13 protein-coding genes and 1 pseudogene are annotated in these 16,245 nt (G+C 35.2%); 12 read left to right on the forward strand and 2 right to left on the reverse strand.

Features of this window, described 5'->3' with window-relative positions; genetic code table 11:
• Positions 1–52 precede the first annotated feature (52 nt).
• From AAIE21_RS21865 to AAIE21_RS21900, 8 genes are all read left to right on the forward strand, one after another.
• A complete protein-coding gene (locus tag AAIE21_RS21865) occupies positions 53–505 on the forward strand; it encodes a hypothetical protein (RefSeq protein ID WP_343268717.1) in 453 nt (150 codons plus the stop codon).
• Entirely contained in the window at positions 486–1,367 is an 882-nt protein-coding gene (locus AAIE21_RS21870) for a tetratricopeptide repeat protein (RefSeq protein WP_343268718.1), read from the forward strand. The genes AAIE21_RS21865 and AAIE21_RS21870 overlap by 20 nt, the downstream gene beginning before the upstream one ends.
• A 14-nt stretch (positions 1,368–1,381) precedes the next feature.
• Positions 1,382–2,638 carry an AAA family ATPase gene (locus tag AAIE21_RS21875; protein WP_343268719.1) on the forward strand — a complete coding sequence of 419 codons (1,257 nt, stop codon included), beginning with the start codon at positions 1,382–1,384 and terminating at the stop codon, positions 2,636–2,638.
• Between the two features lie 179 nt (positions 2,639–2,817).
• On the forward strand, positions 2,818–4,341 hold the full coding sequence (gene fumA, locus AAIE21_RS21880) for a class I fumarate hydratase (RefSeq protein WP_343268720.1): 1,524 nt from the start codon (positions 2,818–2,820) through the stop codon (positions 4,339–4,341).
• Between the two features lie 129 nt (positions 4,342–4,470).
• The gene (pdaA, locus tag AAIE21_RS21885; RefSeq protein WP_343268721.1) at positions 4,471–5,253 is read left to right on the forward strand and encodes a delta-lactam-biosynthetic de-N-acetylase; all 783 of its coding nucleotides are present in this window, start codon (positions 4,471–4,473) and stop codon (positions 5,251–5,253) included.
• 59 nt (positions 5,254–5,312) lie between these two features.
• Entirely contained in the window at positions 5,313–6,176 is an 864-nt protein-coding gene (locus AAIE21_RS21890) for a DNA-3-methyladenine glycosylase family protein (RefSeq protein ID WP_343268760.1), read from the forward strand.
• A 10-nt stretch (positions 6,177–6,186) separates the two neighbouring features.
• Positions 6,187–7,572 carry a 23S rRNA (uracil(1939)-C(5))-methyltransferase RlmD gene (rlmD, locus tag AAIE21_RS21895; RefSeq protein WP_343268722.1) on the forward strand — a complete coding sequence of 462 codons (1,386 nt, stop codon included), beginning with the start codon at positions 6,187–6,189 and terminating at the stop codon, positions 7,570–7,572.
• Between the two features lie 360 nt (positions 7,573–7,932).
• Positions 7,933–9,402 (forward strand): WD40/YVTN/BNR-like repeat-containing protein, encoded by a 1,470-nt coding sequence (locus tag AAIE21_RS21900; RefSeq protein WP_343268723.1) that lies wholly within the window; start codon positions 7,933–7,935, stop codon positions 9,400–9,402.
• A 205-nt stretch (positions 9,403–9,607) separates the two neighbouring features.
• Here the strand turns inward: AAIE21_RS21900 and AAIE21_RS21905 are convergent, their stop codons facing one another.
• Positions 9,608–11,053 (reverse strand): L,D-transpeptidase family protein, encoded by a 1,446-nt coding sequence (locus tag AAIE21_RS21905; protein WP_343268724.1) that lies wholly within the window; start codon positions 11,051–11,053, stop codon positions 9,608–9,610.
• Positions 11,054–11,249: 196 nt separating this feature from the next.
• Between AAIE21_RS21905 and AAIE21_RS29650 the strand changes: the two are divergent.
• Positions 11,250–11,348 (forward strand): annotated as a pseudogene (locus tag AAIE21_RS29650) (DnaD domain-containing protein); the annotation flags it as partial.
• 224 nt (positions 11,349–11,572) lie between these two features.
• A complete protein-coding gene (truA, locus tag AAIE21_RS21910) occupies positions 11,573–12,310 on the forward strand; it encodes a tRNA pseudouridine(38-40) synthase TruA (RefSeq protein ID WP_343268725.1) in 738 nt (245 codons plus the stop codon).
• Between the two features lie 192 nt (positions 12,311–12,502).
• Here the strand turns inward: truA and AAIE21_RS21915 are convergent, their stop codons facing one another.
• On the reverse strand, positions 12,503–13,909 hold the full coding sequence (locus AAIE21_RS21915) for a sigma-54 interaction domain-containing protein (RefSeq protein ID WP_343268726.1): 1,407 nt from the start codon (positions 13,907–13,909) through the stop codon (positions 12,503–12,505).
• A 300-nt stretch (positions 13,910–14,209) separates the two neighbouring features.
• Between AAIE21_RS21915 and AAIE21_RS21920 the strand changes: the two genes are divergently transcribed.
• Positions 14,210–14,464: a biotin/lipoyl attachment domain-containing protein gene (locus AAIE21_RS21920; RefSeq protein ID WP_343268727.1), complete on the forward strand. Its 255-nt coding sequence runs from the start codon at positions 14,210–14,212 to the stop codon at positions 14,462–14,464.
• Positions 14,465–14,744: 280 nt separating this feature from the next.
• On the forward strand, positions 14,745–16,166 hold the full coding sequence (locus tag AAIE21_RS21925; protein WP_343268728.1) for an amino acid permease: 1,422 nt from the start codon (positions 14,745–14,747) through the stop codon (positions 16,164–16,166).
• Positions 16,167–16,245: the final 79 nt, after the last annotated feature.

Genomic DNA, 16,245 nt, shown 5'->3' on the forward strand with positions numbered 1-16,245 from the left:
TAAATAGGAAGAAAATATAGTTTATAATATGAAGATGAAGAGGAGGAATTATATGGAATATAATTTAATGGAGCCTATATTACAAGGAAAACAAGCAAGAGAAACAAAAACGTACAATATTTACAATTTGTTTATTATTGGACTCATTTTTGGAGTTATTCCAGTTATGATTTTAGGAACTTGTAATGCGATTTGGTTAAAAGAGTCCAAACAGAAAATATACGGACTCTTTATAATAGGAATAATGACTTTACTAGCAATGTTCATGTGTGCTGCCTTAATTGGCAATATCGATGTGCTGCAGATTGTTTTTCGAATAGCTGCTGCAGTCGTAGCGGGTGCGTATATCTATGCAATGCGAGAGCGATTTCGAATTCATAGTTTAGTAAATGGAAACGTAAGGTCATTACGATGGATAGGTCTTATCATTGGAATAGTTGGTATCATAGCTCAAACGGCATTGTTAGTAGGAGGGGAGATGCTGTATGTCAACTTCACAGAGTGAAACGATGTTGTTGCAAGAGGCGCAGCATTATTACGGGATTGGTCATATTGAAACAGCACAGCAGAAATTAGAAAAGCTGCTTTCTTATAATCCGCAGCATGCGGAAGCATTGTACAATTTAGGATGCTGCTATGCAGATTCAGAACAATATGATGAAGCGAAAGAGCTTTGTATATTAGCGTTGCAGCATGGTTATAAGCCAGAAGAAGTGTACTATACACTTGGACATATATATACATACACGAATGAGTTTGAAAAAGCGGAACAAAACTTTTTGAATGTTCTGTACTCGGAACCTTCCCATGCGCAAGCAATAGCGAAATATGCATTTGTTTTATTAAAAACAGGCCATATTGAAAAAGCCAAACAATCCATACAAACAGCAGTAGAAATTGATCCGAATCATCCTACTGTTCTTCATTATCAATTTATTTTATTACTTGCAATAGGAACGAAACAAGAAATAGAGGAATCCCTAAAAGATAATTATAATGCATCAGATAACAAAGTTCATTTTTTAGTACAGTTAGGAACCCATGCAGCAACAAGGAAGCAGTATAGGGAAGCATACAAATATTACCGACAAGCGTTTTTGTTGGCGCCTAATAATAAAGAATTACTTGAAATCTTAGAAGAAGCGGAAGAGCTGATTCATCCGATTTTCTTTCCGAATGTTCTCGTCAATAAAGTGGGTGGTCCACTTATCTTTTGGGCAATATGTTTTGGAGCATTAGGTTTATTCATTACCTTGAATTGGGAAATTATGATCCGAATCGGAATTCTATTTTATATCATCATTTGTATATGGAGCTGGCTATCTACACCGATGTACAAATTGTATAAAAAAATAAAAAAATCATGACGGGGGAGAACACGGTGAATAAAATAGAGGTATTAAAGCAAGTGTTAGCACAAGATGAAGAAAATGGATCGATTTGGTATTTAATTGGAGTCGAGTATAAAGAACAGGGAGATATAGCAAATGCACTGCAAGCCTTATCGAAAGCCCTTCAGTATGGTGATCAAGAATGGAAGGATAAAGTTGCAGCTGAATTGGGAGCCTTATCACAGGTGCTTACAAGTTCGAAAGAAGCATTACATGTAACAGAAGAGGGGAGCCATTTTGAAAAAAACGAGCATCACGTAATAGAGCGAGCTCCGGAAAAGGAAAAACAGTTACATACAGATTATGTAAACGAAAATGTGGAAGAAAATGTGATTCCGATGGACGTGCTTCAAGGTGGAAGAAGTAAGCAAAAACGTGAGCAAGACCAGATTACATTTGAGGATGTCGGTGGTTTACATGATGTAAAAAAAGCGATTCAAATGAAAATTATTAAACCGTTTACTTCACCAGGATTATTTGAACGTTTTAAGAAAAAAGTTGGCGGCGGCATTTTATTATACGGTCCTCCTGGCTGCGGCAAAACATATATTGCAAAAGCAACTGCAGGGGAGTGCAGAGCACATTTTGCGACGATGAGCATTACCGATATTCTGGATCCGTATGTTGGCGTGAGTGAACAAAATGTACGGGAAATTTTCCGATATGCTCGTTCCAAAAAGCCATGTATTTTATTTTTAGATGAAATGGATGCGCTTGGATTTAACCGGAGCAAAGTATCGGGACATCCGACATTAAGAACAGTCATAGATCAATTGTTAACAGAAATCGAAGGTATTGATACGAATACAGACAAACTATTGTTAATTGGTGCGACCAATATGCCGTGGGATATTGATCCTGCGTTTAAAAGACCGGGTCGCTTTGATAAAATGATTTTCGTTTCCCCACCTGATTTAGAAGCACGGAGCAATATTTTTCAAATTAAGCTGGCAGGAAAACCAAGTTCAATAATAGATTATGATATGTTAGCTAAAGAAACAGAACTGTATTCCGGTGCTGACATTGAAAATGTAGTAGAACTGGCCGTAGAAAATGTTTTAGGAGAAATTATGACAACAGGTGTGGAGCGAATCATTACAATGAAGGACTTAACCGATGCTATAGTAGAAACGAAGCCGTCCACGTTGGAGTGGTTCCGCACGATTAAAAATTATATTAAATATGCAAATGAGAGCGGTGCATACGATGATGTACAAGCGTATTTAAAAAGATATAAAAAAATATAATCCCTTTCAGACGCTATTGAAATAGAAGGAATAGAAAAAAAAGAGTATAATCAAGTTGTGAAAAATTTCATTTGATCTTAAGAGTCGTGAAATAAAAAAGAAAAGACTCTAGAGAATTAAGAGTGGAAATTTCATTTCGTAACGTTTTGGTAGCGTTCACAATTGAGGGGGAAGTAACAATGGAAAAGCTTCAAGAAAGTATGTATCAACTAATTGTTGAAACATCGACGAATTTACCGAAAGATGTTCGTCGTGCAATTCAAAGAGCGAAAGAACGAGAAAATGCAGGGACTCGTTCAGCGATGGCACTTGGCACGATTGCAAATAATATTAAAATGGCAGACGACAATATCTCGCCAATTTGCCAAGATACAGGGATGCCAACGTTTAAAATCTATACACCAGTTGGTGTGAATCAATTGAAAATAAAAGTGGCCATCTATAGTGCGCTTGAGCGGGCGACAAAGGATGGAAAACTTCGTCCAAACTCCGTTGATTCTCTTTTCGGAGACAATAGTGGTAACAACTTAGGACCAGGTACACCTGTGATTAAGTTTGAGCAGTGGGAGAAAGATTATATTGATGCTCGTTTAATTTTAAAAGGAGGCGGCTGTGAGAATAAAAATATTCAGTACAGCTTACCTTGTGAATTAGAAGGACTTGGACGAGCAGGGCGTGATTTAGAAGGAATTCGTAAATGTCTTCTTCATGCAGTATATCAAGCACAAGGGCAAGGATGCAGTGCAGGTGTAATCGGCGTTGGTATCGGGGGAGACCGTACGTCAGGTTATGAGTTAGCAAAGAATCAACTATTCCGTACATTAGATGATGCGAACTCAGTTCCTGAATTACAAAAGCTTGAGGAATACGTATTAGAGAATGCGAACAAGCTGGGTATTGGTACGATGGGATTTGGCGGCGAAACAACTTTACTTGGTTGCAAAATTGGTGTATACAATCGTCTGCCAGCTAGTTTTTATGTATCTGTTGCATATAATTGTTGGGCGTATCGTCGCCTTGGTGTAACAATTCATCCTGAAACAGGTGAGATTATCGATTGGTTATATCAAGAAGGTGAAAATACACTTCAGCAAGAAGCAAGCCAAGAAAAAAGTGAACAGCGTGAAATTATCTTGCAGGCACCAATTACAGAGGAGCAAATTCGTGAACTCCGCGTTGGTGATGTTGTTACGATTAACGGGATGATGTACACAGGTCGTGACGCAATTCATAAGCATTTAATGGATAATGACTGTCCAGTAGACTTAAATGGACAAATTATTTATCACTGCGGTCCAGTTGTTGTAAAAGATGAAAACGATAATTGGAAAATTAAAGCGGCAGGTCCAACAACAAGTATTCGTGAAGAGCCATATCAAGGTGACATTATGAAAAAGTTTGGTATTCGTGCTGTTATCGGTAAAGGTGGCATGGGAGCCAAAACATTGGCGGCATTAGCTGAACATGGCGGCGTATATTTAAATGCAATCGGAGGCGCTGCGCAGTATTATGCAGAATGTATTAAAGAAGTAAAAGATGTCGACTTCTTACAATTTGGTATTCCAGAAGCAATGTGGCATTTGCGTATTGATGGCTTTAAAGCTGTTGTAACAATGGATTCTCACGGTAACAGCTTACACGCAGATGTAGATAAAACATCACTTGAAAAATTAGCAACCTTTAAAGAACCCGTATTTAAATAAGTAAAAAATGCATCTCGAATCATTCGAGATGCATTTTTTGTTGGCATATATGGAAAAACATGCTCAGCATGAAAGGGATATTGTAAACAGAAACTACAGGTACGATGATATATGGAAAGGAGACTATTTATGAAGCATAAATGGTTATATATAGGTCTCATTTTTTCAATTATAATGGCACTTGTTCCAGTTTCAACACTTGCTTATACAAATACACCGAATCACTGGGGAATTCCACGAGCGAAAAATGAGATCCCGCCAGATGCAGGGAAAAGATTTACTGAGTTACTCCATAATAATGGTGGTTTTTATTTAGGAGATACGAAGAAAAAAGATATATATTTAACATTTGATAACGGATATGAAAATGGATATACTGGAAAAATTTTGGATGTACTGAAGGAAAAAAAAGTACCAGCAACATTTTTTGTAACAGGTCATTATATAAAGACGCAAAAAGATCTATTATTAAGGATGAAAAATGAAGGGCATATTATTGGAAACCATTCTCAAAGTCATCCAGATTTTACAACAGTAAATGATGCAAAACTTCGTGAAGAATTGCAAAGTGTAACAGATGAAATTAAGAATGTTACTGGACAAAAGGAAGTGAAATATTTACGACCACCCCGTGGGATTTTCAGTGAACGTACATTAGCGCTTGCAAAAGACATGGGTTATTATAATGTATTTTGGTCACTTGCTTTTCTTGATTGGAAAGTCGATCAACAACGAGGATGGCAGTATGCGCATAATAATGTTATGAATATGATTCACCCTGGTTCTATTTTATTACTTCATGCTATATCAAAAGATAATGCAGAGGCACTTGCAAAAATCATTGATGATTTGCGCGAGAAAGGGTATCATTTTAAAAGCCTAGATGATTTAGTAAAAAGCAATCAACCGTAAGCATGTATGCTTACGGTTTTCTCATGCTATAATGATGTGTAAAAAGGATGGGGAAACGTATGTGGAGCGAACATGTTACGTTAAAGGATTCGTATCATTTTGAAGAGGTTTTAAGGCGTTTGTCTTTTGATCCACTCAATGTTGTTCAATTAGAAGAAAAGATCGTTTATGTTCCACTTCTTATAGATGAAGAACAAATTGTTGTCCGTGTACAAGGGATTGGTACGCTTCAAAATCCACAATTTTGGGTTTCAAGTCAGACAGGTGAACAAGAGAAGGTTATGAAACGTATCTACTCCATTTTTCAATGGAATGAATCTTTTCAAGATATACAAACCCATTTTAGAAACACATCATTACGTCCGCTTTTTGAAACATATGCCTATACACCACTTGTTTTAGAGTTTGATTATTTTGCTTGTCTTCTTCGCTGTATTATTCATCAACAAGTACATTTGAAATTTGCTACTGCTCTTACAGAACAATTTGTAAAACGATATGGAACAGAGAAGAATGGCGTTTTCTTTTTCCCTACACCAGAAAGGATAGCAAATATTTCGGTAGAAGAGCTTAGAAATCAGAAATTTAGTCAACGAAAAGCGGAATATATGGTAGGACTAGCAAAACAGATTGTGGAAGGAAATCTCAATTTAGTGGAGCTAGAAAATCAAACAGAAGAAGAAGTGTCAGCACAATTGTTACCAGTGCGAGGTATCGGTGCATGGACAGTACAAAACTTCTTATTATTTGGACTCGGGCGGAAGAATATGTTCCCGAAAGCAGATATCGGGATTCAGCGGGCACTTCAAGGTATATTTCAATTAGAGAATAAACCAGATGATGCATTTTTAGAAAAAATGAAACAAGAATGTGAACCATACTGCAGTTATGCAGCGTTATATTTATGGAAAAGTATAGAGTAGAGGTGTAACAATGGTACAAAAGCAACATGAGAGTAAGTTGGAAGTTGGTCAAACATTTCCTGTGACAATTAAGCGTCTTGGGATTAACGGAGAAGGCGTGGGTTATTTTAAAAGACAAGTCGTTTTCATTCCAGGGGCATTACCAGGGGAAGAAGTTGTTGCAGAAACAACGAAAATTCAGCGTGGCTTTGCTGAAGCGAAAGTGAAAAAAATTCGTAAGGCGTCACCGCATCGCGTAAAACCGCCATGCCCAGTATATGATGAATGCGGTGGTTGTCAATTGCAGCATTTAGATTATAAAGAACAGTTGAATCAAAAGCGAGATATTGTTGTACAAGCGTTTGAAAAGTATATGAACGGAAGCATGGAAGCTAACATTCGTCCAACACTTGGTATGGGAAATCCATGGCATTATCGTAATAAAAGTCAATTACAAGTAGGACGTAAAGATGAAAAAGTGATTACAGGATTATATAAACAAAATTCACATCAATTAATTGATATTTCTCATTGCATGATTCAGCATAAAGCAACAAACGAAGCGACAAAAGTTGTAAGACGTATATTAGAGAAGTTGAACATTTCTATTTATAACGAGAAAAAACAAAAAGGTCTAGTGCGTACAATCGTGACACGTGCTGCAGTTCAAACAGGGGAAGTACAAGTCACATTAATTACAACAAAAGAAGAATTACCAAATAAAGAACAATTTATCGCAGAAGTACAAAAACAAATGCCGACAGTTAAATCGATTATGCAAAATGTGAACTGGCGTAAAACATCTGTTATTTTCGGTGACAAAACATTCAACTTAGCTGGAAAAAAAGTCATTCAAGAAACGCTTGGTGATTTATCATTCGAGTTATCAGCACGTGCATTCTTCCAGTTGAATCCAGAACAAACAGTTGTCCTATATAACGAAGCGAAAAAAGCTGCTGCGTTAACAGGTACGGAAAAAATTGTTGATGCATATTGCGGCGTAGGTACAATTGGACTTTGGCTGGCAAACGATGCCGCAGAAGTGCGCGGTATGGATGTCATTCCAGAAGCGATTGAAGATGCAAAGAAAAATGCAAAGCGTCACGGATTTACAAATACAAAGTACGAAGCTGGAAAAGCAGAACAATGGCTACCGAAATGGGTGAAAGAAGGCTGGCGCCCAGATGTAATCGTAGTTGACCCTCCTCGTACAGGTTGTGACGATAAGTTACTTGAAACAATTTTAAAAGTACAACCAAAGCAAGTTGTTTATGTTTCTTGCAATCCTTCATCATTAGCGCGTGATGTGAAAGCATTAATGAAGAATTATGAAGTAGAATATGTGCAGCCAGTGGATATGTTCCCGCATACGGCGCATGTTGAGAATGTGGTTAAGCTTGTTAGAAAAGAAAAGTAAAGTAAAGGTGTAACAATGATAGGCCTTATCGAAAAATCGATAAGGCCTAATTTTTATTTAGGATGAATTACCCTGAACCGCATCATAAGTATAAGTAACAGATAGTGATTTGATTTTAAAAGCGAATTGTTTATTTTAGGTTTATCGGAATAATTTTAATAAAAATTAGAATTAAGAAATTAGCACTGATCTTTGTGTATGATGGAGTGCTTTTTTATTTTTTTTCATTACTATATCAATTCCGATTACTTTAATTTTAATTCGCATGTAATTAAATAATATGCTGATTAAAGGATTATACAAATATTGGGTGAAACGAAGTATACTCAATATAGATAAAGATAAGTAATTTAATTAGGAGTGATTTTTATATTTAGGAAAAATGCAAAAAGGATACTTATATCATTATTAACAAACCCAATATTAATAATTGGATACTGGATTTTTTGTTATGAGTTAGCTTTATTCTGTATGTACGGAAGAATGAATTATAATATTTATATTTTATTATTATGTATAGTATTTTTTATATCTATCATTACATTTACTACAATGAAAATTATAAAAGATAGAGAATATGAATCTAAAAAATTAACTAATTTAACTGCATGGAAATACATTTCTATTATCATTATTGTTGTAATCACATCATTTTATGGGGTACAGATTTATAAAAGTGCAACAAATTATAATGGCAAACTTGCATGGTTCATAGAAAGGTTAAAACATGAAAGATCAATTAAATTTAAACATAATAATATATATGAATATGGAGTAGAAGGTATTTTTGAAGATATAAATAAAAAATATTCTTTGCCAAAGAAATTATATATGGCAACTGATTTTGATCTTACATTTCGTTCAGATGGAACAATCACAGCGTTTGATACATTTGTTTATGGGAAAAATGCTGATGGGAAAGAGGAAACCTATTTAATAGCTTATGATAAGAAGAAGTCAGAAGATATTACTGTAATACGAGATGGGTATGCAAATCCTGATTATGATGATGATAAACTAGTAGAACCTCTAATTAAAACGGTTAAGGCTATTCCAGTTAAGCGAACAGTTAGTAAGTGGAATGAAAGTAAGTATGGATTGATTTATTACGGGAAAAGGAATTGGGGATACAATACAGAGGGAATTATTAATATTAATGAGGATGGTAAGGAGCATAAACTTGAAGAAGCAGCTTCTGAAATCATTGGATATACTGTATCTATATTCGTCCCTGGAAAAGAGAAAGAGTTAGTACCTGCTAGATATAACTTAATAGGTGACCCAAATTGGAGTAAACCAAACAGTAATTCAAATCAAAAGAGCTCCAAAGAGAAGGGTGTAACGAATAACAAGGAACAGTTTTACCTATCAAAAGAAGTTGGTTATAAACTAACTATTACAGATAAAGCATTAGGTAGTGCTTTTTATTCACTAAGCAAGACTACTGATGGAGGTAAAACATGGGAGGTTATAAATACAGACCCATTCATCGGAGGAATTGGTAGTGTATCAGGAATAACTTTTATAAATGATAAACTTGGATTTTTAGGAGCAATCCGTCCTTCTGGTACTAACGGAGAGTTATATCGTACAGATGATGGGGGCATATCTTTTAAAAAGGTAAATTATACACCTCATGAAGTAAAATTAGATAGTGGACAGTCTATAAGTCCTTTTGATTCTCCAGGTATGCCTTATGAGAAAGATGGAGTTTTTAATATGTTAGTTGGACAAGGAGCAGATGGAGATTATAATGGCGATAGTAGCGTACTTTATCAATCAAAAGATAAAGGAGAAACATGGGAATACATAAAGGAAGTTAAAAAATAGTTAGAGTTAGTACTAAAGGTGAATAAATAAAATGGCCACCGTTGTAGGTGCAACGGTGAACAATACTATAAGTAAATAGGTTTAAGTATATAACTGTTTTACCCCGCACAGGAGAAGTACGGAGCATAAATAATAAAAACAAAGAAGCAGACAATCACTTACGATTGCCTGCTTCTTTGTTTTTATTAAGAACATACTTGATAGACTAGTACACGATAACCGGTTCATAAGTGCTGAGATTATCATACACCGTTTTTGCAACATTAGGAGAAAGGTTAACACATCCGCCTGATCCCCCTGTTAAATAGGCATTATTGGCCCAGTTTGTTCGCCAGCCGGCATCGTGGAACCCTTGTCCGCCATTTGTGAACGGAGCCCAGTAATCTACCTTAACGGAATAATCAGGTTTACCTACTGCGCTACCTTTGAGTGTGTACGGTGATCGTTTATAGAGGATATACCATACACCTGGTGATGTATCTTCACTCGTACTATGTTTACCTGTCACGACATTCGTTGTGACTACCAATTGTCCATCTTTGTAAATCCAAATTTGTTGTTCTGCAATTGACACTTCCGCATACGTGTCTCCAATGCCGTTATTCGCTGTTGTTTCATAACCGATGCCTTCATTCTTCCAGCCATTGCCGTAAATATTAGAGGCAGAAAGTGATTTTTCACCTTTTTCGAATGCTTCTTGGATTCGTCTTGCTTCTTTTTCAACATGTATTGCCCAGCCGTAGCCTTGTCCTTTTACTGATATGACTGAACCAGAATGGGTTTTGAATGTGAAGTCTTTATGTAATGTCGATTTAGAATTATTAATTTCAGCAATCTTGTTCTTAATGTCGCTCGCGTCAATTGTAACCTTCATATCCTTTGACATAGAGGCATTTTTAATTAAATCTTTAGCTGTTAAAGAGTAAACTTCATTCTGCACTTTATAATCAATGGTTTGTTGAAGAAGATTCTGTAGTGCTTTCTCTTCTTTTTTTATAATAGGATTGTCTTCTTTAATAGGCTGCATGTATACAGGCTTTAGATGAACTTCACTTTTATACTTCTGCTTTTCGTAATCTTTTAATAGACTAGTAACGTCATACTGTGTTCCATCAATGCTTTTTGAGATAACAACTTTTCCCTGTTCGAGCTTCGCCATAGCATCTTGAGGCGCCTTTAAATCTTTATTCACAGATAAGAGCTTTTCTTCTACAAGTTTTTTCATCGTTTCGCTTCGATACTGATCTGCCTTTTCCGGTAGTAGCGAATAATTTTTTTCCTTTGAGGAAGGGAAAAATGTCCACTGGCTTTTTAGTAGTTTCTTAACTTTAGGCAAGTCTTCCTCCGAAAGTTCCGTTTGCGTATCTTTTTCATCTAAAATTAGCTGTTGGTCAACATAGACGTTGTTTTCTAATCCAGATGTTTTTAATTGCTGTATTGCCTGATCAGCAGTCAGACCGCCAACTTTTGTGTCATTAATCGTAACATGTGAATTGAAACGGGTTGCCTGATAATAGCTCATTCCCCCAATTAGAAGTGCAATTATTACGCCGCCACCTGTTGTGATAAATTTCCAATTTTTAAAACGCTTGCTTGAGTTTGCTCGTTTTCTATCAACTTCTTCAACTGATTCATTTATTGTGTTGTTCATAAATATTTCCTCCACATACCTAATATAATCCCGGTATCAACGTCAACCGACTGTAAACTAGTGTTTTGCATCCAAAACCATTGATTAGTTTACCTTATTATTCTTAAATTTTCACTGCTTTTTACCAGGTTTTATAGTGTTGAGTCGGTCAAATTTAGATGTTTGTCAATAGAATGAACGTGTTAATAACCAGTAGACCAAGAAGTTTCTAAAGGAGTGCGAAGAGTGGGAGAAAAATGTACAGCATAAAGAAGAGTTGCAGAAGTTCTTGCAGGAACATGGATGGCGTCCGTGAACTAGATTGTACACTATTGATTTAATATGTATAGTCTATGCGCATAATACATTGGCAGAAGTAGACACTAAATGAGCTCTCTTGTGTTACTATGAGAAGAAGATTACGAAAAACATCATAGAGTGCTTAGAATTTTTGTTTTATGTAACGGAAAAAGAAAGGCGGTGAGTCTGTTAATAAAAACATGAATAGGCAAATGTCTATGTTTTTAATAGCAGAAAACAATGAACAACTACAAATTAACAATTCAATATGACGGCGGCCGCTATAAGGGCTGGCAGCGTCTTGGTAATAACGATAATACCATTCAAGGAAAAATTGAAAGTGTGTTATCAGAAATGGTCGGACAAGAAATAGAAATTATCGGATGCAGCAGAACGGATGCTGGTGTACATGCTCTGAATCAAGTAGCTAACTTTAAGAGTGAGGAAAAATTACCAGAACATAAAGTGAAAAAGTATTTAAATCAATACTTACCAAACGATCTTAGTATTATGAATGTAGAGTTGGTTTCAGAACGTTTCCATGCTCGCTACAACTCAAAAGCGAAAACGTATTTATATAAGATTTGGAATGAGGAACATACGAATCCATTTATGCGTAAATACAGCATGCATGTTCCGAAAAAGTTAAATATTGAAAGCATGAAAAAAGCAGCTCAATATTTAATTGGTTCACATGATTTTACTGCTTTTTCAAACGCTAAATCTAAAAAGAAATCTATGGTTCGAGAAGTATATATGGTTGATATCATGGAACGTGAAGGCTTCATCCAAATTAGAGTGAGCGGAAATGGATTTCTTCACAATATGGTGAGAAAGATCGTTGGAGCATTAGTAGAAGTTGGCTTAGGTCAGTTAGAGGCTGATGCGATCCCGCAAATTTTAGAAGCAAAACAACGAAACCAAATCAACTGTCTTGCTGATGCGAGTGGGTTGTATTTGGAAAAGGTGGAGTTTTAGACAAACGGATGTAACGTATATTGTAAGTTCGGTAGTATCCCCATATGTTCCTATGTATTTTTTATATATGTGGAGATTATCGAGCTGTTGATATAGATAGAACGTAAATCAAAAAAGAAAGAGTTATTGACTCTTTCTTTTTTGATTGTACTTATAGAAAATGCAAAGAAATCCAGATAATGTATGGCTTTCTCAGGTATTTAAATTATACTTTTTTAGCCGATACTGTAGGTTTTGCCTACTCAGCCCTAAAAATTTTGCAGTTTGTGAGATATTCCCTTTATTTTCTTTAAGAATTTGATTAATGTATTCTTTTTCCATTTCTTTTATTGTATGCTTTAAATTTTTAGGCGTATCATTTTCATTCCGATCAGTTAGTGGCGGATGTATGTCAAATTCTCTTTTTGTCAGTTCATAAAAACGTGTTGGTATATGGAACGTTGTAATGATGTCCTCATCTTCAATTAAGTTCATAGAGCCTTCAATCATGTGTTCTAATTCTCGTACATTCCCCGGCCAATCGTAGCTATAAAAAAAGTCTCTTACGTCAGGGGCTATTCCTTTTACTTTTAATCCAAATTGGATATTGTATTTTTCAATAAAATGATGAAGGAGCATTAAGATATCTTCTTTTCGCTCTCTTAAAGGTGGTAGAAATAAAGTCACAACGCTTAACCGATAATATAGGTCTTTCCTTAATCGATTGTGTGTTATGGCTTCAATAGGGTCTTCATTAATGGTTGCTATGATTCGGACGTCTACTTCTTTTTCTTGTGCGCCTCCGACTCTTCGTATTGTTTTATCTTGTATAGCACGCAATAATTTTGCTTGAAGAGCTGGACTTAATGAGTTGATTTCATCTAATAATAAAGTCCCGCCATTTGCTTCTTCAAATAAACCAGGTTTATCTATTGCACCTGTAAAAGCCCCTTTGTTTGTTCCAAATAATAGGCTTTCCATGAGGGTTTCTGGTATAGCAGCACAGTTTTGTGAAATAAAAGGCTTTGCTGAACGGTGACTTTCATTATGAATGCTTTGTGCAAACAATTCTTTACCAGTTCCCGTTTCTCCTACGATAAGTATGGAGGATGATGTACGTGTTACTTTTTTGGCTTCTGTAATGATAGATTGGTTTGCCTTAGAATTACCTACTATATGATTAAAGGTAAATTTAGTATTTTGTTTTCGAGAAAGACTTGTTTTAATCGTTTGTTTTAATTTGGTAATGTCTTTTGAAATCTCAATAGCACCTTTGATTTTTCCATTTTCTATTATGGGAAAGGTATCATTAATTGTTGTAATCTCTTTTCCTTTATTATTAAAATAAGTTTGTTTTATGTTTCTTTTTGTTTTTCCGAGTTTTAGTGCCTCTATGAGTGTGCTACTTTTGTTTTCTTCAAATGCAAATACCTCTAAAGGATTTTTATGTAATATATCTTTAGAATCCATTGATTCAATTTCCATCATTTTACGATTGTAGATTATTGTTTTACTTTCCTCATTAATAATGTGAATTCCAATATCAAGTTCATTTAGCAAAGTTTCATATAGCATATTCATTTCAATTAATTTTTTTAAATTGATTTCTTCTGTATGCATGTATCATCTTCTCCTTGTTATACCCTATGAAGACTGACTTTTTTTAATTTTATTAAAATTCTCTTAAAAGCGCAAAACTTTTTGCGCTTTTCCGATTAAAAACTTAAAAATAACAGAAAAAATTTTGCACTTATTAAGTTTTTTTGTAAGCATCTCTAATTTTACAGGGGAATTGAAGTTGGTATGCATTTTGCATTAATAGTAGGTGAAAGCTCTAAATTTAAAGACTAGGGTGAGTTGAAAGTTTTATAGAGTGTATAACTTTTTAACAGCACTTAATAAGAAAGAGGAGGTTACAAAATGAAGGCAGTTATAGAAAACGTGTACAGTCCTTGTTATGGGAAAGTAGAAAAATTATTTATTACTGAAAGCTCCTATGTATATGAGTGGGAGAAATTAGCATTAATTGAAACGATAGATAAACAGAAAGTAGAAATTAAAGTGGGGATTAGTGGCCATATTGAATTGTTAGAAGTGGAAGAGGGACAAGTCATTACCAATAAAACACGATTAATAACAGTAAGGGATGACCTGTTAATAACAGGTAGTGATTAATATAAAATGTATGGATTATGTACCGTTTTCTAGTGCGCTTTAAATAATCATTTTCATTTATGCTAATGTCAATTAAGTCATGAGAAAGGTTAAGAATTGATTATCGCGTTATGGTTTATTTTCTTGGAGTGGGAGATTTACTTTCGAAAAATCTCCCACCTATTGTAAGTCTTTAATAAAAATGCAAGCTATTATCTTTTTATAGTTTAACTTTCTTTTTTAATTTATTTTTTAAAGCGTTTACATTCATGAGGATTTGCAAACAAAAAGGGGGATTTATATGACAAATCACAACCAGGAATTGAAGCGGGAGTTGAAAAGTCGACATTTATTTATGATTGCACTTGGAGGAGTAATTGGTACCGGACTTTTCTTAGGATCCGGTTATACAATCCATGAAGCTGGACCTGGAGGAGCAATTGTAGCTTATCTTGTTGGAGGATTTGTTATGTATTTAACGATGCTCTGTCTTGGAGAATTGGCGGTTGCTATGCCTGATGCAGGGTCTTATCAAACATATGCTACAAAGCATATTTCACCTGCAGTAGGTTATGTAGTGGGATGGATGTCATGGTTAAACTGGTCCGCTACGATAGGGATTGAGTTGATAGCAGTTAGTATCTTAATGAAACGTTGGTTTCCAGATGTATCATCGTGGATTTGGTGCGTAGTTTTTGCTGTTCTACTTTTTGCTATTAATGCACTATCTTCAAGAAGTTTTGCAGAGGTCGAGTTTTGGTTTGCAAGTATTAAAGTAATTACGATTATTGCATTTATTATTTTAGGCGGGGCAGCTATGTTTGGTTTCCTAGATATGAAAGGAAATGAATCAGCGCCAATGCTTTCTAGCTTTACTGATTACGGAGGACTGTTTCCAAATGGGCTAACAGCTATTTTAATTACAATGGTTGCAGTTAATTTTTCCTTTCAGGGAACAGAATTAGTTGGTATCGCGGCTGGAGAGAGCGAGAACCCAGAGAAAACCATTCCAAAAGCTATTAATAATACAGTTTGGCGTATACTTGTTTTCTTTGTACTTTCCATTTTTATACTTGCGGGGCTATTCCCTTGGCAACAAGCAGGAGTGATAGAAAGTCCATTCGTAGTTGTATTTGATAAAATTGGTATCCCTTATGCTGCAGATATTATAAATTTTGTTATTATTACAGCAGTACTATCAGTAGCGAATTCTGGATTATATGCAACTTCTCGTATGCTATGGTCTATGTCTAATCAAGGGATGATTAGTCCGATTTTTGGTAAGTTATCTAAAAATGGTGTTCCAATTTATGCATTAATTGTAAGTACCATTGTTGGTTGTCTCTCTTTATTATGTGGTATATATGCAGAGGATACAGTTTATTTATGGCTTCTTTCCATTGCAGGATTCGGTGCAATATTGGTCTGGGCATCTATTGCTTTATCTAATCTCTTGTCTAGAAGAACATACTTAAAGCAAGGAGGAGATATTAAGGACTTGAAATTTAAAACACCATTGTATCCATTTGTGCCACTTCTTGCTTTGGTATTAAACTTAACGGTAATTGTTAGTATGGCGTTTATTCCGGAACAACGAATGGCACTATATTGTGGAATTCCATTTATGATTGTTTGTTTATTGTTTTACCGTGTTACAAAAAATAAGAAAAGTAAAATGGAACGTATTGAAAAGACGGATACAACAGAAGTGCAAAGTTTGTGATGAGATTCTAATTTATGAATGAGTAAGAAAAGGTTCATCTTAAGTTATAGATTATTAGAGACTGTTAAATTGTAAACAG

The organism is Paenibacillus sp. 102, from assembly GCF_039549175.1.
Classification (GTDB): domain Bacteria; phylum Bacillota; class Bacilli; order Bacillales; family Bacillaceae_G; genus Bacillus_A.

Coding starts and splice junctions, on each gene's coding strand:
- AAIE21_RS21865 (WP_343268717.1), top strand. CDS start 53: ATGGAATATAATTTAATGGAGCCTATATTACAAGGAAAACAAGCAAGA.
- AAIE21_RS21870 (WP_343268718.1), top strand. CDS start 486: ATGTCAACTTCACAGAGTGAAACGATGTTGTTGCAAGAGGCGCAGCAT.
- fumA (WP_343268720.1), top strand. CDS start 2,818: ATGGAAAAGCTTCAAGAAAGTATGTATCAACTAATTGTTGAAACATCG.
- pdaA (WP_343268721.1), top strand. CDS start 4,471: ATGAAGCATAAATGGTTATATATAGGTCTCATTTTTTCAATTATAATG.
- AAIE21_RS21890 (WP_343268760.1), top strand. CDS start 5,313: ATGTGGAGCGAACATGTTACGTTAAAGGATTCGTATCATTTTGAAGAG.
- rlmD (WP_343268722.1), top strand. CDS start 6,187: ATGGTACAAAAGCAACATGAGAGTAAGTTGGAAGTTGGTCAAACATTT.
- AAIE21_RS21905 (WP_343268724.1), bottom strand. CDS start 11,053: ATGAACAACACAATAAATGAATCAGTTGAAGAAGTTGATAGAAAACGA.
- truA (WP_343268725.1), top strand. CDS start 11,573: ATGAACAACTACAAATTAACAATTCAATATGACGGCGGCCGCTATAAG.
- AAIE21_RS21915 (WP_343268726.1), bottom strand. CDS start 13,909: ATGCATACAGAAGAAATCAATTTAAAAAAATTAATTGAAATGAATATG.
- AAIE21_RS21920 (WP_343268727.1), top strand. CDS start 14,210: ATGAAGGCAGTTATAGAAAACGTGTACAGTCCTTGTTATGGGAAAGTA.
- AAIE21_RS21925 (WP_343268728.1), top strand. CDS start 14,745: ATGACAAATCACAACCAGGAATTGAAGCGGGAGTTGAAAAGTCGACAT.